The 20,811-nt window shown below is 67.8% G+C and carries 23 protein-coding genes; 3 read left to right on the top strand and 20 right to left on the bottom strand.

From position 1 onward, the window contains the following. Nucleotides 1-9: 9 nt before the first annotated feature. Both LHU95_RS10105 and LHU95_RS10100 read left to right on the top strand, forming a co-directional pair. Nucleotides 10-432: a PaaI family thioesterase gene (locus LHU95_RS10105; RefSeq protein WP_248711235.1), complete on the top strand. Its 423-nt coding sequence runs from the start codon at nt 10-12 to the stop codon at nt 430-432. Next, on the top strand, nt 433-1,476 hold the full coding sequence (locus tag LHU95_RS10100; protein WP_248711234.1) for a helix-turn-helix domain-containing protein: 1,044 nt from the start codon (nt 433-435) through the stop codon (nt 1,474-1,476). A gap of 19 nt (nt 1,477-1,495) precedes the next feature. Here LHU95_RS10100 and LHU95_RS10095 read toward each other — a convergent pair whose 3' ends face one another. The 5 genes from LHU95_RS10095 to LHU95_RS10075 form a co-directional block, all read right to left on the bottom strand. Continuing rightward, on the bottom strand, nt 1,496-2,389 hold the full coding sequence (locus LHU95_RS10095) for a DMT family transporter (protein WP_248711233.1): 894 nt from the start codon (nt 2,387-2,389) through the stop codon (nt 1,496-1,498). A 54-nt stretch (nt 2,390-2,443) separates the two neighbouring features. After that, complete coding sequence (locus LHU95_RS10090; protein WP_248711232.1) at nt 2,444-2,992, bottom strand: cysteine dioxygenase family protein; 549 nt, start codon at nt 2,990-2,992, stop codon at nt 2,444-2,446. Further along, the gene (locus LHU95_RS10085) at nt 2,989-3,672 is read right to left on the bottom strand and encodes a GntR family transcriptional regulator (RefSeq protein ID WP_248711231.1); all 684 of its coding nucleotides are present in this window, start codon (nt 3,670-3,672) and stop codon (nt 2,989-2,991) included. Before LHU95_RS10085 ends, LHU95_RS10090 begins: the two co-directional genes overlap by 4 nt. A gap of 67 nt (nt 3,673-3,739) precedes the next feature. Further along, nucleotides 3,740-4,579, bottom strand: a complete 840-nt coding sequence (locus tag LHU95_RS10080) for an alpha/beta hydrolase (RefSeq protein WP_248711230.1) — start codon at nt 4,577-4,579, stop codon at nt 3,740-3,742. Between the two features lies 1 nt (nt 4,580). Beyond that, nucleotides 4,581-5,561, bottom strand: coding sequence for a tripartite tricarboxylate transporter substrate-binding protein (locus tag LHU95_RS10075; RefSeq protein WP_248711229.1), 981 nt, complete (start codon nt 5,559-5,561; stop codon nt 4,581-4,583). 61 nt (nt 5,562-5,622) lie between these two features. Here LHU95_RS10075 and LHU95_RS10070 point away from each other — a divergent pair, with 61 nt between their 5' ends. Next, nucleotides 5,623-6,345: an aspartate/glutamate racemase family protein gene (locus LHU95_RS10070; RefSeq protein ID WP_248711228.1), complete on the top strand. Its 723-nt coding sequence runs from the start codon at nt 5,623-5,625 to the stop codon at nt 6,343-6,345. Nucleotides 6,346-6,348: 3 nt separating this feature from the next. Here LHU95_RS10070 and LHU95_RS10065 read toward each other — a convergent pair whose 3' ends face one another. The 15 genes from LHU95_RS10065 to LHU95_RS09995 all read right to left on the bottom strand — a co-directional run bounded on the left by LHU95_RS10065 (nt 6,349) and on the right by LHU95_RS09995 (nt 20,680). Continuing rightward, nucleotides 6,349-6,642: a hypothetical protein gene (locus LHU95_RS10065; RefSeq protein ID WP_248711227.1), complete on the bottom strand. Its 294-nt coding sequence runs from the start codon at nt 6,640-6,642 to the stop codon at nt 6,349-6,351. A 92-nt stretch (nt 6,643-6,734) separates the two neighbouring features. Next, a complete protein-coding gene (locus LHU95_RS10060) occupies nt 6,735-7,547 on the bottom strand; it encodes a cold shock domain-containing protein (protein WP_248711226.1) in 813 nt (270 codons plus the stop codon). A 99-nt stretch (nt 7,548-7,646) separates the two neighbouring features. Further along, entirely contained in the window at nt 7,647-8,903 is a 1,257-nt protein-coding gene (locus LHU95_RS10055) for an FAD-binding oxidoreductase (protein ID WP_248711225.1), read from the bottom strand. After that, nucleotides 8,903-9,298 (bottom strand): AtzH-like domain-containing protein, encoded by a 396-nt coding sequence (locus LHU95_RS10050; protein ID WP_248711224.1) that lies wholly within the window; start codon nt 9,296-9,298, stop codon nt 8,903-8,905. The genes LHU95_RS10055 and LHU95_RS10050 overlap by 1 nt, the downstream gene beginning before the upstream one ends. A 42-nt stretch (nt 9,299-9,340) precedes the next feature. Then, a complete protein-coding gene (locus LHU95_RS10045) occupies nt 9,341-9,976 on the bottom strand; it encodes a LysE family translocator (protein WP_248711223.1) in 636 nt (211 codons plus the stop codon). Between the two features lie 5 nt (nt 9,977-9,981). After that, the gene (locus LHU95_RS10040) at nt 9,982-10,776 is read right to left on the bottom strand and encodes a xanthine dehydrogenase family protein subunit M (RefSeq protein WP_248711222.1); all 795 of its coding nucleotides are present in this window, start codon (nt 10,774-10,776) and stop codon (nt 9,982-9,984) included. A 70-nt stretch (nt 10,777-10,846) separates the two neighbouring features. Then, the gene (locus tag LHU95_RS10035; protein WP_248711221.1) at nt 10,847-13,219 is read right to left on the bottom strand and encodes a xanthine dehydrogenase family protein molybdopterin-binding subunit; all 2,373 of its coding nucleotides are present in this window, start codon (nt 13,217-13,219) and stop codon (nt 10,847-10,849) included. A gap of 82 nt (nt 13,220-13,301) precedes the next feature. Next, nucleotides 13,302-13,805, bottom strand: coding sequence for a (2Fe-2S)-binding protein (locus LHU95_RS10030; protein ID WP_248711220.1), 504 nt, complete (start codon nt 13,803-13,805; stop codon nt 13,302-13,304). A gap of 68 nt (nt 13,806-13,873) precedes the next feature. Then, entirely contained in the window at nt 13,874-14,734 is an 861-nt protein-coding gene (locus tag LHU95_RS10025; protein WP_248711219.1) for a glycoside hydrolase family 19 protein, read from the bottom strand. A 25-nt stretch (nt 14,735-14,759) separates the two neighbouring features. Continuing rightward, nucleotides 14,760-15,065, bottom strand: a complete 306-nt coding sequence (locus LHU95_RS10020) for a hypothetical protein (protein WP_248711218.1) — start codon at nt 15,063-15,065, stop codon at nt 14,760-14,762. A 7-nt stretch (nt 15,066-15,072) separates the two neighbouring features. Further along, nucleotides 15,073-16,134: an oligopeptide/dipeptide ABC transporter ATP-binding protein gene (locus tag LHU95_RS10015; RefSeq protein WP_248711217.1), complete on the bottom strand. Its 1,062-nt coding sequence runs from the start codon at nt 16,132-16,134 to the stop codon at nt 15,073-15,075. Beyond that, nucleotides 16,131-17,078: an ABC transporter ATP-binding protein gene (locus LHU95_RS10010; protein WP_248711535.1), complete on the bottom strand. Its 948-nt coding sequence runs from the start codon at nt 17,076-17,078 to the stop codon at nt 16,131-16,133. Before LHU95_RS10010 ends, LHU95_RS10015 begins: the two co-directional genes overlap by 4 nt. A 65-nt stretch (nt 17,079-17,143) precedes the next feature. Then, nucleotides 17,144-18,037, bottom strand: coding sequence for an ABC transporter permease (locus LHU95_RS10005; RefSeq protein WP_248711534.1), 894 nt, complete (start codon nt 18,035-18,037; stop codon nt 17,144-17,146). A gap of 44 nt (nt 18,038-18,081) precedes the next feature. Continuing rightward, nucleotides 18,082-19,023 carry an ABC transporter permease gene (locus LHU95_RS10000; protein WP_248711216.1) on the bottom strand — a complete coding sequence of 314 codons (942 nt, stop codon included), beginning with the start codon at nt 19,021-19,023 and terminating at the stop codon, nt 18,082-18,084. A 64-nt stretch (nt 19,024-19,087) separates the two neighbouring features. Then, nucleotides 19,088-20,680, bottom strand: coding sequence for an ABC transporter substrate-binding protein (locus LHU95_RS09995; RefSeq protein ID WP_248711215.1), 1,593 nt, complete (start codon nt 20,678-20,680; stop codon nt 19,088-19,090). Nucleotides 20,681-20,811: the final 131 nt, after the last annotated feature.

Genomic DNA, 20,811 nt, shown 5'->3' with positions numbered 1-20,811 from the left:
GATCATCCCATGAGTCCGGCCGAGATCGAGGCCATCATCCATCGCGGCGTGCCGCTGGGGGCCGCCTGGGGCGTGCGCGTGCTGGCCGCCGATGCGACGGAGGCGCGGCTGGAATTGCCGCATCACGCGGCGCTGCTGCGCCCGGGCAACACCGTCTCCGGCCCCGCCATCATGGGGCTGGCGGATATGGCCATGTGGGCCGTGCTGCTGGCCGGCAGCGAGGGCCGCGACGAGAGCCTCACCGCGAATATGCATGTAAATTTCTTGCAACCTTGCGGACCCGGTCCTATTTATGCGACAGCCCGCCTGGTCAAAGGCCGCGGGCGCAGCCTTTTCGGCGAGGTGCTGATCACCCGCCCGGATTCAAAGGACGTCGCGGTGCATGTGACAACGAGTTGGGTGCGCAGCCAGCGCAGCCCGGCCGGGGGCTGAATGGCGGACGAAGCCCCCCAGCACCCTGGCTTACGGCCAGTCATTCTCAGCACCCGCGAACTCCCTGCCGCCCGGCAGATTGGGGCTTGGCGCGGCTGGTTTGATTCCGTCTTTGAGGTTGATGCGCCCGCCGCCCCGCATCTCCCCGGCTTTGCGGCGGAAAGCCGGGCCTGGGCCCTGGCCGGCATGGGCATCAGCCAGGTTTCGGCCCCGCCGCTGCGCGTCATGCGGACCCGGCAGATGCTGCGGAGCGACCCGGTGGATCATTGGTCGCTGACGCTGGGCGGGGCGGAAACCAGCCTGCGCACCGCGCGCAGCTCCCTGCGCATTCCCGCCCGCACGCCCTTCATCGTCTCCCTCGGCCGCGAATTGGTCAGTGAGCGCGATGCGGATGAACGGCTGCAGCTCTATCTCTCGCGGGATCGCTTCGCCGCCCTGGCCACGCCGCTCGATGCCGCCTGCGACCAGGCGCTGGAGACGCCGCTGGGCCTGCTGCTCGCTGATTACCTGCGGCTGCTGGCCCACCGCATCCCGCAGCTCCAGCCCGAGGAAGCCGCGCGCCTGCCCGACGCCATCGCCGCCATGATCGCCGCCTGCCTGCATCCCACGCCGGATCACCTGGCCCTGGCGGAGAGCCAGATGGACGGCACCCGCCTCGCGCGGGTGCGGCGGGTGATCGGCGCGCATCTGGGCTCGGCGCGGCTTTCGCCCCGGCTGGTGTGCAGCATGGCCGGCATGTCCCGCTCCCAGCTCTATCGCCTGCTGGAGGGTGAGGGCGGCGTGGCGCGCTACATCCAGAAGCTGCGCCTGGAGGCCAGCCACGCGGCCCTGTCCGATGCGCGGGAACAGCGCAGCATCGCCGAGGTGGCGGAGGCCTGCGGCTTCTACGACCCCTCGGCCTTCAGCCGGGCCTTCCGGCGCGAATTCGGCGCCACGCCAAGTGAGGTGCGCGCCGCGGCCCTGGCCGGCCAGCCGCTCCGATCCATGCCGCGCGACGATGGCCCGCCGGCAAGCCGCCTGCGCGACTGGCTGCGGGCCTTCTGAGGCTCAGGCCTCGCGTCCCTCAAGCCTGGCGGCGCCCGGTAAAGAGCACGGCCACCAGCATCGCCCCCACCGAGAGCGAGGCGCCCAGCGCCTTCACCGGCCCGATCGTCTCACCCAGCACCAGGGCCGAGGTGATCAGCCCCATCACCGGCACCACGACCGAAAGCGTGCTGGCCCGCGTGGCGCCCAGCATTTCCACGCTGCGGGCAAAGAGCAGCATGGAGACGCAGCCCAGCAGCACGCCCTGCGCCACCAGCATCCAGATGACGAGGCTGGTCGGCAGGGCAAAAAATGCCTCGACGCGATACAGCAGGAAGGGCGGCAGCACGAAGGGCACGGAAACGAGGGTGACGGCCGCCGTCGCCGGGATTGCCGGCACCTGCCAGCGCCGCAGCAGGATGGTGAAGACCGCCCAGGTGCTGCCCGCCCCGACCAGCATCAGGTCGCCACGCCAGGCGCCGGGATGCATGCCCAAGCCATCCCAGGCGATGATGAGCACCCCGGTCAGCATCCCGCCCAGGGCGGCGGCACGGCCGGGCGTGGGCCTTTCCCGCAGCAGCCACCAGGCGAGCAGGGCGCCGGCCACCGGCATGACCATCGGCGCGATGGTGGAGCCATGCGTGGCGGGGGCGTATTTCAGCGCGGTGGCAAAGAGAATGAGGTTGCCCGCCCCGGCGAACAGGAACAGCACGAAGATGCGCCGCCAGCCCAGGGCCCGCATGGCCGCCCGTTCCCGCCAGACCAGCGGCGCCAGGAGGAGGGAGGCCGGGACGTAGCGGCAGAACAGCAGGTCCAGCACATGGAAGCCCTGCCCGTTCAGCGCCAGCCGCGCCACCGCCGCATGCCCGCCCCAGATCGCCGAGGCCAGCACACCGATCAGCAAGCCGACCAGGATCCTGGGACTGATATTCACCCCGCCAGTAGCCAGCCAGCCGGCGTTTGCGTCAACCCTGCTGACGCGTTTTCCTCAGGCGAGGATGCAATTCACGCCGTCACTGAATTGCGCAAAGGGCACGCCATAGACATGGATGGACACAGCCACCTCCGCGCAGCAATTGGCGATGCGGTGGATCAGCTCCGGATCGGCCGGGCCGTGGCTTGTGGCCCCTTCCCCGCGCAGCAGCGCGGCCTTGGGGCGCGGCGGCGCGCCGGGCGTGAAGAAATGCTCGGTCAGGCAACCGCGATGCACGCCCAGGGCGCACCAGGTGTGGTGCGAATGGACGGGCGACATCTGGCCCGGCCGCCAGACCAGCGCGACCACGGCATAACCCTCGCCCTCCTCCAGCAGATGGCGGACGTAGCGATCAGGATTGCAGGGACAATCGCGGCCCGCCAGCAGGCCGGCATCGCCCAGATGCGGCGCGATGGCCGCGGCGACCGCGGCCGGACGCTCTGCCAGGGGCACCCGCGCCGCGCGGCGGATCCCGGCCAGCATGGCATCGAGACCCGTGCCGGTGGCGCCCATGCTGTTCAGGCCCGTGCTGCTCAGGCCGGGCAGGGCTGCGATCATGTTCATACGGCGGTCCTCGCATCGGGCGCGGTGAGCGCCGCCAGCACCATCTGGCGGCTGGCGGAAACCTGTTCATGCATGATGCGCGCGGCCTCATCGGCGCGGCCCAGGGCCAGTGCCTCGACGAGCGCGTGATGCTCATGCGCCATCTCGCCCGTGCGGTCGCGCGGGCGCAGGCCCAGCACCAGCATGCGCGTGCTTTCATCCAGCAGCCGGTCCAGCTGCCGCGCCAGCCGCGCATTGCCCGAAAGCTCCGCGATGGCGACGTGGAATTGCTTGTTGGCGTCGAGGAAGCACATGGCACTCTCCTCATCGGCGCAGTCATAGCCCTCGGCGCAGATGGCATCGAGGCGGCGCAGCATCACCGCATCCACGCGGCCGGCCGCACGGCGCGCGGCTTCGGGCTCCAGCATCAGGCGCAGGTCGAACACCTCATGGATGTCGCGGATGGTGACCAGGCTGACCATCCAGCCGCGGCGCGGGACGGCGAGCACCAGCCCCTCCTCCGCCAGCCGGGCGAGTGCCGCCCGCACCGGCGCCTTGCCGAGTTCCAGATGGGCCGCGACAGCGGTTTCCGAGACGGTTTCCCCCGGGGCGAGGCGCGTGGTGAGGATATCGCGCCGCAGCGCCGCAACGGCACGCTCTGTGAGCGAGGGCGGCGCCTCGATCTGGGTTACCAGCGACATGGGGCTGTGACGACCACTGACATGTCACTGACCTTACGCAACCACTCCCTGGCGCGCAAGCAGCGAATCAGGCTTGCGCCAGGATCGCCGCCGCAGCCTGGGCCATGCCCGCATTGGAATGCGCAACCCCCGGCACGATGCCGAGATCCCAGCCGCAGGGAATGCCATAGCCCGCGGCGGCCGCCAGGGCGGCGGCGTGGAAATTCCGGCCGCGCTCGAAGCGATTCAGCCCCTGCACATCCGTGGCCGCATCCCGGCGGAGTTGATGATGCATCGGGTCATTATCCTGGTCCCCCAGCAGAATGGTCACCGGGCGCCCCAGCGCCGCGCGCAGCCCCGCCTCGGTCGCCGCGCATTGCGCGAGGCCATGCGGGAAGTTCACATCGAAGCGCGGCCAGGAATACCAGCCGGAATTGGCGATGATGATGCGCCGCGCCCGCGGCGCGCCGGTCAGCAGCAGATAGCGATGCACGAATTGCGCCCCCGCCGAATGGCCATACAGCGCGAAAGGCGCCGGCGGCGCACCGACCGCCGCCAGCGCCGCATCCACCGCGCGGTCGAGGGCAAAGAAGGTCCATGCCGCTTCCTCCGCCTGGGCATTGCCGTAGTTGTAGAGCCGTACGCCGGGGAATTTCGCGTCCGAATATTCCGGGCAGACCAGCAGGAAGCCATGCGCCTCGGCATGCGGCAGCCAGGCATCGCGATAGCCATCGGCGTTGCGCCCCATGCCGTGCATGACCACGACGACGGGCCCGCCCGGACGCCAGGCGGCGGGGCGGTGCAGATACACATCCATCGGGCCTGGGGCCGCGCCGCTCGGCTCCTCGAAGCTGATGCGGCCGGGGCTGGCGGCATGGGCAATCATCGGCGGCATCAGGCTGCCCGCCACCAGCGCGCGGCGCCGCACCTCAATCCACCGAAGCGCCGGAACGCCGGACGATCTCGGCCCAGCTTGCGATATCGCGCCGCTGGATCGCGCCGAATTCCGCCGGCGTGAAGACCGGCGGCAGCGCGATGCCCTGCGTCGTCACCAGCCACTCGCTGAATTGCGGGTCGCGCAGCACGCCGGTGATGGCGGTGGAGAGCCGCTCGACGATTGGCGCCGGCAAATTCGCCGGGCCGAACAGGCCGTACCAGGTGGTGCTGACGAAGCCGGGGAGGTTGCAGGCTTCGGCCACGGTCGGCACATCGGGCAGGATCGAAAGGCGCTGCGCCGTGGTCACGGCCAGTGCCCGCGTCTGCCCCTGGCGGATGGGGCCGAGTGCCGGGCCCACCTGGTTGAAGAAGAAATCCACATCGCCCGCCAGCAGCGCCGTCTGCGCGCCAGGCTGGCCGCGATACGGCACATGGGTGATGTCGATATTCGCCGCCACCGCGAATTGCGCGCCGGCCAGATGCGTCGAGGCGCCATTGCCGGTGGAGGCATAGTTCAACCGCCCCGGATTGGCCCGCGCCGCCGCCAGCAACGCCGCGCAATCGGTGAATTGCGGCCGGCGATCGATGCTGACCGTCAGCGCATTGGGCACATCGCCCAGATGCGCGATGGGCGTGAAATCCCGCACCACATCGAAGGGCAGCGTGCGATAGAGGCTCGCATTGATGGCATGCGTGCCGGCCGTGCCGAAATACAGCGTATAGCCATCCGGCCGCGCCTTCGCGACGAAGTCGGAGGCGATGTTCCCGCCTGCGCCCGAACGGTTGTCCACGATGATGTTCTGGCCGTTCAGCGCCCGGCTCAGCGGCTCCGACATGCGGCGCATGTAGATGTCGATGCCCGAGCCATTGGGGAAGCCGCTGAGGATGGTGATGGGCCGGCTGGGCCAGGATTCCTGGGCGGCGGCCAGGGCCGGTGCGGCAAGCGGCAGGGCGAGCAAGGAACGGCGGCGCATGGCGGGTTCTCCTTCAGGCGGGTCGCTGCTTATCTACGCCCGCTCAAGCCGGGAGGGAATGATGGCAGGACAGATCGCGCGCGGGGGCAAGTCCATCTATGGCGCGCCGCTCGGCATTCTCATGCTGGAAGCCCGGTTTCCGCGCATCCTCGGCGATATGGGCAATGGGCTGACCTGGAATTTCCCCGTGCTGTTCCGCGTGGTGCGCGGCGCGACACCCGCGCGCGTCGTCGAACAAGGCGCCGCCGGGCTGCTCGACGCCTTCATCGAAGCCGCGCGGGAGCTGGTGGATCTGGGGGCCGAGGGCATCACCACCAATTGCGGCTTTCTCTCCCTGTTCCAGCGCGAGCTGGCCGAGGCCGTCCGGGTGCCGGTGGCCACCTCCGCCTTGATGCAGGTGCCCTGGGTGCAGGCGACACTGCCGCCCGGCCGGCGTGTCGGCGTGATCACGGTGAACAAGGCGGGTGTGACGCCGCGGCACCTCGCGGCGGCCGGCGTGCCGCTCGATGTGCCGATGGAGGGCACGGAGGGCGGGCGGGAATTCTTCCGCGTGCTGATCCGCGCCGAGAAGAATGACCTGGATGTGGAGCTGGCCCGGCAGGATATCCTGGATGCGGCCGCCCGCCTCGTGGCGGCACATCCGGAGGTTGGCGCCATCGTGCTGGAATGCACCAACATGCCGCCCTATGCGGCGGATGTGGCGGCGGCGACCGGGCTGCCGGTGCATGACATCTACGCGATGATCAACTGGTTCCAGGCCGGGCTGCGGCCCCGCCGCTTCTGAGCGTCAGCGCGGCTTGCGCGGCTCGATCCAGAGCTGCGGCGGCGGGATGTGCTGCGGCCAGGGCGGCGCGTCGAGGTTGGGGAGCGTTGCGGGTGCGGGCCGGCAATCGGGGCGCAGCGCCCCGCAATCCCAGCGATGCGCATCCGGCCGGCCCGTAAGCTGCCCGCCGATCTCGAAGCGGCAGCGGCACAGGCGACCGTCGAAGCAGGCCGTCATCCCCTCGCGCGGGGCGTTGCAGACCGGCACCTGTGCGGCGGCGGGAGAGGCGAGGAACAGGATGAGGAACAGCGCGCGCATCGCGGGACGCTGCGCGCGGCCGGGTTAAGAAACGCAAAAGGCCCCGCGATCTCCCGCGGGGCCTTCGCCAAGCCAGCGCCGAGGTGCGAGGCTTACTTCATGCCGATCGCCTGGCGGCCACGCTGGCCGTCACGCACATCGAGCGAGACCTTCTCGCCCTGGGCGAGGTCGGTGCGGCCGGCGCGCGTCAGCACGGAGGAGTGCAGGAACACGTCCTGCCCGCCATCTTCCGGCGTCACGAAGCCGAAGCCGCGCACCTGGTCGAACCACTTCACGGTGCCGTTCAGCGGATAGACCGGGCCGGTGCCTTCGTCGAAGTTGCGGCGCGGCGGACCGCGATCCCCACCACCGAAGCCACCCGAACGCGGGGCGCCGAAGCCACCACCACCACCACCACCGGGCGGGCCACCAAAGTCACGGCGCGGCGGACGGTCGCCAAAGCCACCGCCCCCACCCGGGGGGCCACCGAAGTCCCGGCGCGGCGGACGATCGCCAAAGCCACCGCCCCCACCCGGGGGGCCACCGAAATCGCGGCGCGGCGGACGGTCGCCAAAGCCACCACCCCCACCCGGGGGGCCACCGAAGTCGCGGCGCGGCGGACGATCGCCAAAGCCACCGCGCGGGGCGCCGCCGCCACCACCCATGCCGCCACCAGGGCCGCGCTTGAGTTCGGTGATGCGCGTGACGAGCCGGCGGCCCTGCCGGTCCGACCCGATCTCGCACATCAGAATATCATCGGTATCGGGCTGCTCGATGCCCGCATCCGTCAGCGCCGATGCGTGGAAGAACACATCCTGCCCATCTGGTCCGAGCACGAAGCCGAAGCCCTTGCGCCCATTATACCACTTCACCTTGGCCTCGATCAGGCCAGTGTCACCGCCCGTAGGCGCATAATCGTCAGACACGTCGTTCTTCAATCCACGCTAGTGTTCGCAGCCAAACGGGATGCTGGGCCGGCTGTTGTACAGATTGCCACCGCCGCTTCAGAAATGCACGCGAAAACATCAAGCGAAACGATGGGGCGAATAAGGCTCCGCCGGGAAGGGCATTGGCGCGCCGGCCAGCATCGCCGCCAGCAATGCCGCGCTGCGCGGCGCGGCCACCAGCCCGACATGGCCATGGCCGAATCCGTGCAGGATATCGGCGCTGGCCGAAGCGGGCCCCAGGCAGGGCAGGCCATCCGGCATGGAAGGGCGATGCCCCATCCAGACGCGCAGCCGCCCGGACGGAACCTCGCGCGGCAGGCCCGGGAAGCTGCGCAACAGATGGTCGCGCAGGATTTCGGCCCGCTTCCAGTTGGGCGCCGCCTCCAGCCCGGCAATCTCCACCTGGCCGGCCACGCGCAGCCCTGTCTCCGTCCAGGTCAGGCTCATCTTGCCGTCCGAGGGCATCATGGGCGTGCGCGGCCCGACCTCGGCCCCCGCGATCACGGCGTGGTAGCCGCGCTCGGTCTCGAGCGGCAGGTCGTCGCCCGCTGCACGCGCCAGTGCGCGCGAATGGGCGCCGGCGCAGATGATCGCGCGCTCGGCCGCCACATCGCCCTGGTCGGTCCGCACGGCCTGCAGCCGGCCGCCCTCGATGACGAAGCCCGTGGCGCGCGCGGCCACGCGGCGCATGCCCTGCGCCTCGGCCTGGGCGATGAGGGCGGCGACATAGGCGCCGGGATTGAGGCAATGCCCCCCCTCCTCCACCAGCACGCCGAAGGTGTAGCGGCGGTCCAGATCGGGCTCGCGCTGGCGCAGCTCATCCTCGGAGATTTCGAGCCATTGCACGCCGGTTTCCCGCCGCACGCGCCAAGCCAGCGCCTCGGCCTCGAAATCGGCGCGGCTGGGGTAGATGTAGAGCAGGCCGCGCCGCTCGATCAGGTGGCCGACGCCCGCTTCCTCGGCCAATGCGGCATGGAGTTCGGGCGCGCCGGCCACCAGGGCGCGCAGCGCGTGGCCGGTGCGCATCACCTTGGCCTCGGTCCAGCCCGCCAGCAGGTAGCGCACCAGCCAGGGCGCCACCTTGGGCAAATAGCGCCAGCGGATGGCGAGCGGGCCCAGCGGGTCACTCAGGAATTTCGGCAGCTTCTTCCACAGCCCCGGCACGGCCGGCGGCACGACGCTGGAGGGGCTGAGCCAGCAGCCATTGCCGTAGCTCGCCGCCTGCTCGCCGCCGGCTGTCTCGGGTTCGATCAGCGTCACCCCGAAGCCGGCGCGCTGGGCAGCGAGTGCCGTGCAGGCGCCGACGATGCCGCCGCCCAGGATGGCGACGTTCATCAGACGCGGCCTGGATCATTGCTGGTCAGCAGCGAGACATGCGCGGACACCACCCGCCAGCCGATATCGCGCAGGCGCACCATGATCTTCGTCTCACGCCCGATCAGCCCCGTGCCGATGCGCTCATATTCCAGATGGGTACAGGCAAAATCCTGGCCGAAGCTGGTGATGTGGACGCGCTTCTGCACCCGCTTCGCATAGGCCTTCACGCTGGAGCGGAAGGCGCGGATCGCCTCGATCCCGTAGAGGATCTCGGTGATGCCGAAGCGCACCGTGCGGGGATCGGCCCAGAAGATGCCGTCGAGCACCTCGGTGCGGTTGTTCATCAGCGCGTCTTCGTAGGTGTCGAAGACGGCGCGGGCTTCGGCGATGACGCCGGGATTGTCGAGTTCCATCGCCACATTGGGCCATGGCGGGCGGCCACGGGCAAGCCAGCGTCAGCCTGAAGGCCGGCGTAGCAGCAGGACACCCAGCCCCAGCGCCATGATCAGCCCGGCACTGCCCTGGCGCAGCCGCCGCAGCAAGCCCTGCCGGGCGCCAAGCCGCTCACGCACACGCCCCGCCGCCAGCGCGACACCCGCATCCACCAGCGTATTCAGCGCCACGCAAATGCATCCGAGCAGGAGGAACTGCGCCACCACGTCACCGCGATCCGGCACAACGAATTGCGGCAGGAAGGCCAGGAAGAACAACGCGGTTTTCGGGTTCAGCGCCTCGACCACGGCGCCTTCGCGCAAGGCCCGGCGCAAGCCCAGCGGCGGCAGCGGCGCATGGGCGGGCAGCAGCACCCCGGCATCGCGCCAGCTCCGCCAGCCCAGCCAAAGAAGATAGCAGCCGCCCAGAAATTTCATCACGGTAAAGGCTTCGGCGCTGGCCAGGATCAGGGCGGAGAGGCCGAAGGCCGCAGCCAGCACATGAACCATGCCGCCAAGGCCAGTGCCCAGGGTGGAGGCAAGCCCCTCACCCAAGCCACCCGCCAAGGTGCGGGCGCCGACGTAGAACATGCCGGGCCCAGGCGTCAGGGCCAGGACCGTGGCGGCGAGCAGGAAAAGCAGAAGCTGCCCGCCCGCCATGGCGATCACCCCGCCGCGGCAACCGCCCGCTTGGCCATCACGCCCACCAGATGCGCGCGATACTCGGCGCTGCCGTGGATATCGCTGTTCAGCCCATCCGCATCCTGCTTGATGCCGGCCACCGCATCGGCGGACCAGCTGCGGCCGAGTGCCGCTTCCATATCCGCCTGGCGGAACACGCAGGGGGCCGCGCCATTGATGGCGACGCGCAGCCCCATCGGGCCCTTGGAGATGAAGGCGCCGGCCATGACATAGCGGCTGGCCGGATTCTTCAGCTTGGCGTAGCCGGCCTTTTCCGGGATCGGAAATTCGATGGCGACGAGGATTTCACCCTCCTCCAGCGCCGTCGTGAACATCCCCTGGAAGAAGTCATCGGCCGCGATCTTGCGCTTGCTGGTGTGGATGGTCGCACCCAGACCCAGCACGGCGGCCGGATAATCCGCGGCCGGATCGTTATTGGCGACGGAACCGCCGATGGTCCCGCGATTGCGCACCTGGTTGTCGCCGATATGGCTCGCCATGTAGGCCAGGGCCGGGATGGCGGCCTTCACCTCGGCGCTGTTCGCGACTTCGGCGTGCTTGGTCAGCGCGCCGATCACGATCGCGTTGCCGACGCGCTTCACGCCCTTCATCTCGGCAATGCCGGAGAGGTCCACCAGGGCCGAGGGCTTGTTCAGCCGGTGCTTCAGCGCCGGCAGCAGCGTATGCCCGCCCGAGACCGGCTTGGCATCCGGATCAGCGGCCAGCAGCTTGACGGCATCCGCCACGGAGGAGGGCTTGTGATAGGCGAAATCATACATTCTTGGTCACTCCTTGGGTCGTGACGCCGGCTGATTCACGCCTTCGGCGTTCAGGCGGCGGCTATCCATGTCAGACTGTCTTGCCGTGAATGATGGACCAGATTTTCGGCGCTGTCGCGGGCATCTCGACATGTTCCACACCATAATCACGCAATGCATCCACCACCGCATTGATCACCGCGGGCGGCGAGCCGATGGCCCCCACCTCGCCGCAGCCCTTCACGCCCAGCGGGTTGTGGGTGCAGAGCGTGGCGTGGGTGGCCACACTGACCGGCGCCAGATCATCGGCGCGCGGCATGGTGTAGTCCATCATCGAGCCACTCAGCAGCTGGCCATCCGCGTCGTAAATGCAAGCCTCCAGCAACGCTTGGCCCACCCCCTGGGCAACCCCGCCCTGCACCTGGCCGGCCACGATCATCGGGTTGATGACGCGGCCCACATCATCCACCGCCGTGAAGTTGATGAGGGTGACGTGGCCCGTCTCGATCTCGATCTCCACCTCGGCGATGTGGCAGCCGCCGGGATAGGTGAAGTTCTTCGGGTCGTAGAAGGCGGTTTCCTCCAGCCCGGGCTCGATCTCGTCAATCGGGTAGTTGTGCGGGACATAGGCCGCGAGGCTGATGTCGGTCAGGGATTTCGTCTTGTCGGTGCCCGCCACGCGGAACGTACCGCGGTCGAACTCGATATCCTCGACGCTCGCTTCCATCAGATGGGCTGCGATTCGCTTGCCTTTGGCGATGATCTTGTCCATCGCCTTCTCCATGGCCGAGCCGCCGACCGCCAAAGAGCGCGAGCCATAGGTGCCCATGCCGAAAGGCACCTTGGCCGTATCGCCATGCACGATATCCACATTGCTCACGGGCACGCCCAGCTTGTCACAGACCAGCTGCGCGAAGGTCGTCTCATGGCCCTGGCCATGGCTATGCGCGCCGGTCAGCACGGTCACCGAGCCTGTCGGGTGCACGCGGATCACGCCCACCTCATAAAGCCCCGCCCGCGCGCCGAGCGAGCCCACCACGGCCGAAGGCGCGATGCCGCAGGCCTCCAGATAGGTGGAAATGCCAATCCCGCGCAGCTTGCCATGCAGCCTCGCTTTCGCGCGCCGCGCCTCGAAGCCGGCCCAATCCGCCGTTTCCAGCGCCTGGTCCAGCGTCGAGAAATAATCGCCGCTGTCATATTGCAGGGCGACGGGCGTCTGGTACGGGAAGGCGTCGGTCGGGATGAAGTTGCGGCGGCGCAGCTTGATCTTGTCAAAGCCGCATTGCTTGGCCGCGACATCCACCAGCCGCTCGATCAGATAGGTCGCCTCCGGGCGGCCCGCACCGCGATAGGCATCCACCGGCACCGTGTTGGTAAAGACGGCCTTCACCTCGGCATAGATGGCGGGCGTCGAATACACGCCGGCCAGCAGTGTCGCGTAGAGATAGGTCGGCACACAGGGCGCGAAGGTCGAGAGATAGGCGCCCATATTGGCATGGGTGTCCACGCGGAGTGCGAGGAACGTCCCCTCCTTGTCCAGCGCCAGTTCGGCGCGGGTCACATGGTCCCGGCCATGCGCGTCGGACATGAAGGCCTCGGTCCGGTCGGCCGTCCATTTCACCGCGCGGCCGAGCTTGGCGGCGGCCCAGGTGACGATCGCCTCCTCGGCGTAATGGTAGATCTTGCTGCCGAAGCCGCCGCCCACATCGGGGGCCACGACGCGCAGCTTGCTCTCGGGGATCTGCAGCACGAAGGCGCCCATCAGCAGCCGGATGACATGCGGATTCTGGCTGGTGGTGAACAGCGTATGCTCGCCCGTGGCGGTGTCGTAGTCGCCCACGGCGCAGCGCGGCTCCATGGCATTGGGCACCAGGCGCTGGTTGGTGGTTTCAAACACCACGCGATGCGCGGCCTTCTCGAAGGCGGCATCCACCATCGCCTTGTCGCCGATATGCCAGTCGTAGCAGGTGTTGCCAGCCACATCGTCATGCACGCGGGGCGCGTCGGTGGCCAGCGCCGCCGTGGTCTGGCTGATGCCGGGCAGCACCTCGAACTCCACCACGATCGCCTCGCCCGCATCACGCGCCTGGCTGCGCGTTTCGGCGATGACGACGGCGATGGGGTCACCCACATGGCGCACCTTGCCCTCGGCGAGGACGGGGTGCTTCGGCTCCGCCATCGGCGTGCCGTCCTTGTTGTGGATCTGCCAGCCGCAGGGAATGCCGCCGATGGCCGCAAGGTCGGCACTGGTGAAGATGGCGACCACCCCCGGCATGGCCGAAGCGGCCGCCGTGTCCAGTGAGAGGATGCGCGCATGGGCGTGCTGGCTGCGCAGGATCCAGGCATGCGCCTGGCCGGGGCGGTTGATGTCATCCGTGTATTGCCCGCGGCCGGAGAGGAATCGCAGATCCTCTTTCCGGCGGACGCTCGCACCGATGCCTTCGAACGGCGTGACGACGTTCATGCGCAATCCCTCCCTGTTGGCGGTGGGGTGATCAGCTCACCCCACCCGGGCCGCGGCTTTGGCGCCGCTTAGGCCCGCTTGATCACTCTGCGGCGGCGGCGATCGTCTCGCGCTTGCCGTGCATCACATCCTGTGCGGCGGCGATGGCCTTCACGATGTTGTGATAGCCGGTGCAGCGGCAAAGATTGCCCTCCAGCCCCTCACGGATTTCCTGCTCGGACAGCCCCTGCGGGTTCTTGGCGACGAGGTCCACGGCGGACATCACCATCCCCGGCGTGCAGAAGCCGCATTGCAGCGCGTGGTATTCGCGGAACGCCTCCTGCATCGGATGCAGCGTGCCATCGGCATGGGCCAGGCCCTCGATGGTGGTGACCGAAGCGCCCTCGCACATCACGGCCAGCGTGGTGCAGGATTTCACGCTCTGGCCGTCGATATGGACGACGCAGGCGCCGCATTGGCTGGTGTCGCAGCCGACATGCGTGCCCGTCAGGCGCAGCTTTTCGCGCAGCAACTCCACCAGCAATGTGCGGCCCTCGACCTCCACCTTGTGTGACTTGCCGTTCACCGTGAGTGTGACATGCGGCATGAACCGTCTCCCGTCATTGCGCTGCGTTGATGTGGAGCCTCGCGAATGTCTTGCAAGGCGTCAAGCGGTTAGCTCATCTGCTTGTTCAGCCAGATATCCTTGGCGGTCGCCAGAAGTTTCTTCCGATCCCCCAGGCCCTCGGTCCCGCCATTGATGCGCTTGGTGATGGCCGTGACATTGTCGGCATCCGCGAGGGCGCTGAGGTCCCGCTCCTTCCAGAAGGCGACGGCCAGCTGGACCGCGATGAATGGGTCCTCGGCCAGCTCGGGCTTGGCGACCAGGTCCAGCTTGATATCCGGGTGCTTGCCGAATTTCTCGTAATTGGCCTTCCCGGTCAGCTGGATCAGACCGCGGCCGCGGAACTTGAACCCCTCCCCCGCCACCTTGTGCTTGAATTCGGCCGCCTTCGTCGGATTGCCGAGGCCATAGACCCGCTCGGCCAGGGCTTGCTGGCTGTTGATCAGCGCCTCCGCCTCCTCCACCGTCACCTTGGCGGAGTGATTGGGGCCGAACACCTCCAGGATGCGCGAGGAGGTTGAATAATTGAGGGATTCCCGCAGCTTGGTGAAGCGCCCGCTCTCATGCGCCAGCTGGGCCAGGAAATGGCACATGCGCAGCGGGAAGCGGTTGATCTCATGGAACCACATATAGGCCTCGGCCTTGGAGCAGAGCGCCTCCACCACCTCGGCGAGGGGCTTGTAGCCCGCCGCCAGGAGCGAGAGCTCCGCCGCCGTGACCTGGACATTCTTCATCTCCTCCGCCTGGGGCAGGAAGAGGAATGGCGGGGCGCCCCAGCCGAGATACCAGGGGATGCTGCCGGGCGCGTTCCACAGCGGCGTCATGAGGGGGGCGCCCACAGCACCGCCGGGCGCGATTTCGGGCGGGTCAAAGCCGAAGGGACCGGGGCGGCAGATCAGCTCATCATCCACGATCCGGGGTCCTTCGCCGCGTGGTTCAGCCTATCGTGCCGGGCTGCTCGATCACAAGCTTCTTGCCGCGTGTCAGCAGCATCAGCAGGCCCATCACCGGCAGGCCGATGAACCAGATGGCCCAGAGCACGCCCAAGGCGCCGGCGCCGAACATCAGCGCCCCGCCGGCCACCTCCGGGTCCTCGGAAAAGACGAAGGATTGCAGGCCGGCGCAGGTGCCCAGCATGAGCAGGGGCGGCACCAGCACCACCAGCCAGAACAGCCATTTCACCACGCGGCCGAACAGGCCGCGTGGTGCGCGCGCCACGAAACGCAGGGGCGCGCCGCTCACCGGCGGCTCAGGCCTCGGCCATCCGGAAGGCGGTGGGCGGGGCCTTGTTCAGCAGCGGGTTTTCCGACGCCGGCAGGTCATGCAGGTGGCAGGCCGAAAGGTGACCCGTGCCATCATCGCGCAGTTCCGGCTCATCCTTGCGGCAGCGGTCGAAGGCATAGGGGCAGCGCGTGTGGAAGCGGCAGCCCTTGGGCGGGTTGATCGGGCTCGGCACATCGCCCTGTAGCACGACCCGCTCGCGCAGGGCGCCAGGCACCGGGACCGGCACGGCCGAGAGCAGCGCCTCGGTATAGGGGTGCCGCGGCGCGCCGAACAGCGACTTGCGGTCCGCCACCTCGACGATCTTGCCCAGATACATGACCGCCACGCGATGCGTCATATGCTCGACGATGGCGAGGTCATGGCTGATGAACAGCATGGCGAGGCCGAGTTCCGACTGCAGATCCTGCAGCAGATTCACGATTTGCGCCTTCACCGAAACATCCAGCGCCGAAACCGCCTCATCGCAGACGATCACATCGGGCTCGGCCGCGAGCGCACGCGCGATGCAGATGCGCTGGCGCTGGCCGCCCGAGAATTCATGTGGCCAGCGCCCCACCGCATCGCGCGGCAGGCGCACCTTGTCCATCAACTGACCGACGCGCTCCGTCACCTCGGCCTCGTTCCTGGCCAGGCCGAAATTGCGGATGGGTTCGGCCAGGATATCCCGCACGCGCATGCGCGGATTGAGCGAGGAGAACGGGTCCTGGAACACGACCTGGATCTGCCGCCGCAAGGGGCGCAGCGTGCCGGGCGAGAGATCATCTATGCGCTGGTTGTTCAGCACCACCTGGCCGGAGGTGAGCGGAAACAGCCGCAGCACCGCCTTGCCCACGGTGGATTTCCCGCAACCAGATTCCCCCACCAACGATAGGGTCTCGCCCTTGTTGATGTGGAAGGATACGCCGTCCACCGCATAGACATAGCCCACGGTGGAGCCAAGCAGCCCACCCCGGATGGGGAAATGCTTCTTGAGGTCCGTGACCTCCAGAATGCGCTCGCCGAGTTTCGCGTGTGCGGGAGGGATCATGCTGCGACGGAGCTTTCAACCAGGGCGTAATGGCAGGCCGCGATGTGGCCGGGGGCCTTTTCCTGCAAGGCGGGAGCGACCGCGCGGCACAGATCCGTCACGGCCGGGCAGCGGGTTGCGAAGACGCAGCCCGGGATTTTCTGCTTCAGGCTCGGCACCAGACCCGGAATTTCGGCCAGCCGCGTCGTCTCGCCCGTGAGCGAGGAGCCAAGCTTGGGCACCGAGCCCAGCAGGCCCTGCGTGTAGGGGTGGCGGGGGTTGCGGAACAGGTCATAGACGCCCGCCTCCTCCACCTTCTTGCCGGCATACATGACCACCACGCGCTCGGCTACTTCGGCCACCACGCCCAGGTCATGCGTGATCAGCACGATGGCGGCGCCCACCGTGGTCTTGAGGTCCCGCATCAGATCCAGGATCTGCGCCTGGATGGTGACGTCGAGCGCCGTGGTCGGCTCATCGGCGATCAGCAGCTTTGGGTTGCAGGCGAGTGCGATGGCAATCATCACGCGCTGGCGCATGCCGCCCGAGAGCTGGTGCGGATATTCCCGCACGCGCCGCCCCGGCTCCGGAATGCCGACAAGCTTCAGCATCTCGACCGCGCGATCCTCGGCCTGCTGCTTGGACAGGCCCTGGTGCAGGCGCAGCGTCTCACCGATCTGGCGCCCATTGGTCAGCACCGGATTCAACGAGGTCATCGGCTCCTGGAAGATCATGCTGATTTCATTGCCGCGGATCGCGCGCATTTCGCGGTCCGAGCATTTCAGCAATTCCTTGCCCTGAAACTTGATGCTGCCGGCGATCTTGCCGGGCGGCTCCGGGATCAGCCGCAGGATGGACATGGCGGTGACGGATTTCCCGCAGCCGCTTTCGCCCACAATGGCCAGCGTCTCGCCCGAGCGGACATGGAAGCTGACACCATCCACGGCGCGGTTCACGCCATCCATGGTGCGGAAATGCGTCTGGAGGTTTTCGACCTCCAGCAGGATTTCGCGATTGTCCTGAGCGGGGCTCACAGCTTGGTCGCCAGACGCGGGTCAATGCTGTCGCGCAGGCCATCGCCCAGCAGGTTCACGGCCAGCACGGTGACGGACAGGAAGATGGCGGGGAAGAAGACGATATACGGCTTCACCTGCCAGAGCGCGCGGCCCTCGGCCATGATATTCCCCCAGGATGGGATGATGGGCGGCGTACCCGCGCCGATAAAGGAGAGAATGGCTTCCGTGATCATCGCCGCCGCGCAGATGAAGGTGGCCTGCACCGTCAGCGGCGCCAGCGTATTGGGCAGGATATGCTTGAAGATGATGACGGGCGTGCGCGTGCCGGAAGCCACGGCCGCTTCGACATAGGGCTGCTCACGCAGGCTCAGAACCACGCCACGCACCAGGCGCGATACGCGCGGCACCTCCGCGATGGTGATGGCAAGGATCACGTTCTGCACCGAGCCGCGCGTCAGCGCCATCAGGGCAATGGCGAGCAGGATGGGCGGGATGCTCATCATGCCATCCATGACGCGCATGATGATGCTGTCCGCGATGCGGTTGAAGCCCGACATCAACCCGATGAACAGCCCGATGGCCGAGGCGAAGAACGCGACCGAGAAGCCCACCAGCAGCGAAACCCGCGCGCCATACAGCACCCGCGAATACACATCGCGCCCGAGCATGTCCGAGCCGAACCAGAATTGCGCCCCGGGTTCGCGCGTGCGCAAGGCCGGTGCCAGGGCCGTCGGGTCCTTGGTGCCGAGGAACGGCGCGAAGATCGCGACGCAGAGCATGATGATCAGCAGCCCGCCACCGATCGCAATCGTCGGGTAGCGGCGCAGATAGCCGATCACGCCACGGCGCGGCTTCACATTGGACAGGATGTCCTGCGTCGGCTGCGCGATGGCAAGGCCAGGTGGGATCACCAGCCCTGGAGGGAGGGGGCCAGGAGGAAGGGTTGCGGCACTCAATACCTGATCCTCGGGTCAAAGAGGGTGTAAAGCAGGTCAATCACCAGATTGACGAGCACGTAGACGAAGCTGAACAGCAGCACGACGCCCTGGATGACGGGGTAGTCGCGCCGCAGGATGGCATCCACCGTCAGCCGGCCCAGGCCAGGAATGGCGAAGACGCTTTCGGTGACCACAGCACCGCCGATCAGCAACGCGATGCCGATTCCGATGATGGTCACGATCGGCACGGCCGCATTCTTCAGCGCATGCAGGAACAGGATGCTCCGCTGCCCGGCACCCTTGGCGCGGGCCGTGCGGATGTAATCCTGGCTCAGCACCTCGAGCATGGTGGCGCGGGTGATGCGCGCGATCAGCGCGATATAGACGCCGCCCAGCGCCACGGAGGGCAGGATGAGGTTTTCCATCCAGGGGAAGAAGCCCTGGTTGAAGGGCGTGTAGCCCTGCACCGGCAGCCAATCGAGCTCCAGCGCGAAAATATAGGCCAGCACATAACCCACCACGAAGACCGGGACCGAAAAGCCGAGCACGGCAAAGGCCATGACCAGCCGGTCAATCGTCGTGCCCTGCTTCCAGGCCGCGATCACGCCCATCGGCACCGCGATGGAGACGGCCAGGATCAGCGTCACCACCATCAGCGAAAGTGTCGGCTCGATGCGCTGCGCGATCATGTGACTGACCGGCAGGTTGGTGAAGATCGAAGTGCCGAGATCGCCGCGCATGATGTCCCAGAACCAGGCGCCGAACCGCACCAGATAGGGGCGGTCCAGCCCGAGGGAGGCGCGGATGCGCTCCACATCATCGGGTGTGGCCTGATCGCCGGCGATGACCGCCGCGGGATCACCCGGCGCGAGGTAGAGTAGCGAGAACACAAAAAGCGCGACCACGGCCATGACCGGGATCGTCGCCAGCACTCGCCGGATGATATAGGCCCACATTATTCACGCGCCCCCGGCGCGGCCAACGGCCGCGCCCGCTCAGACAGAAATTGCTGCCACAACATCACGACTTGGAAACGCCCCAGAAGAAGGGCAGCGGGCCCTTCTGGATGCCGGAGACATTGCGCCGCCAAGCCTGGTAGCTCTTGAAGAAGCCCGTCGGCGAATAGACCACATTCTGCACGGCCTCGCGGTTGATCTTGTCGATCGCGGCCTTTTCCAGCGCGGGCGTCGGCGCGTCAAACCACTCGGTGATCCCGGCCTCGACCGAGGGGATCGAGGGCCAGCCGAACCACGCGCCCTCGCCATTGGCGCGGACGGCGTTGTAGCCGGCGGGGTTCACGCAATCCGCACCGGCGTGCCAGGTGTGGAACATGCTCCAGCCGCCCTGGCCGGGCGGGTTGCGCATGGCGCGGCGCTGACCGACGGTGCCCCAATCGGTCGCCACGAAATCCACATTCATGCCAAGGCGGCGCAGCACATCGGCCGTCACTTCGCCCATCGGCTTCAGCAAGGGCTGGTCCTGCGCCACAAGGCAGGTCACCGGCTCATTGGCATAGCCGCTTTCCGCCAACAGACGGCGCGCACCTTCCATATTAGCGCGCTTCATCACCTCGCCGCCGGCCTCGCTGTAGCTGGGCGTCCCGGGCGTGAAGAAGCCGCCGAGCACGCTCCACAGCGCGGTGTCATTGCCCACCAGGGCGCGCATGTAGTCTTCCTGGCTCAGCGCCATCATCACCGCCTGGCGCACCTTCAGATTGTTGAAGGGCGCGTGCAGGTGGTTCATGCGGAAGCTGCCGATATTGCCGAGCGGATCGGCGATATCCACCAGCACATTGCGGTTGCGGCGCAGCAGCGGAATGAGGTCACTGATCGGGCTCTCCCACCAATCCACCTCGCCATTCTGCAACGCGGCGGAGGCGGTCGCGGGGTCGGGCATCACCACCCATTCCAGGCGGTCCACCATGATGCGCTTCGGGCCGGCCAGCCAGCTCGCCGTGCCTTCGCGCGGGGTGTAGCGGGCGGCGCGCTCGAACACGGCGCGCGCACCGGGCACCCATTCATCACGCTTGAAGCTCATCGGGCCGGAGCCGACATATTCGGTAATCATCGAGTTGCCGGCCGTGGCGGCGATCCGCTCGGGCATGATGAAGCAGCAGGGCGTACCGGTCTTGCCCAGCGCGTATTTCAGCTTGGAATAGGGGCGGCGCAGCTTCCAGCGGAAGTTGCGGTCATCCACGGCCACCAGCTCGTCCTGGATGGCGCGGATCATCTGGCCCATCGGGTCGCGCGGCGCCCAGCGATTGATCGAGGCGACCACATCCTTGGCCAGAACCGGCGCGCCATCATGGAACATCAGGCCAGGGCGCAGGCGGAATTCCCAGGTCAGGCCATCGGCCGAGACGGTCTCGCCCTCGATCATCTGCGGCTGGGGCACCAGGTTTTCGTCCACGCCATAGAGCGTGTCCCAGACCGCCGCGGCCGCGTTGCGCACGACATATTGCGTGCCCCAGATCGGGTCGAAATTGGCAAGATTGGCCTGCGGCACGAAGCGCAGCGTGCGCGCGGCGGCACCCTGGCTAAGCGCGGGTGCGGCATAACCCGCGCTGGCTGCCGTGGCGGCCACACCCGCCTGCAGGAAACTTCTACGGTCCATGACCAATTCTCCCCTGACCGTCCGGCCTGCTGCCGTCGGTCTGCTATCGTATTAAGCGAAATCTGCACCAGCCTTGAGCATCGCGCCAGCGTCACCGCCCCGCGCGAGCCCCTTGCGCCGGAGCCTAGCAC

It is taken from the genome of Sediminicoccus sp. KRV36 (assembly GCF_023243115.1).
GTDB lineage: Bacteria > Pseudomonadota > Alphaproteobacteria > Acetobacterales > Acetobacteraceae > Roseococcus.
This window is presented reverse-complemented; position numbering and strand designations above follow the sequence as displayed.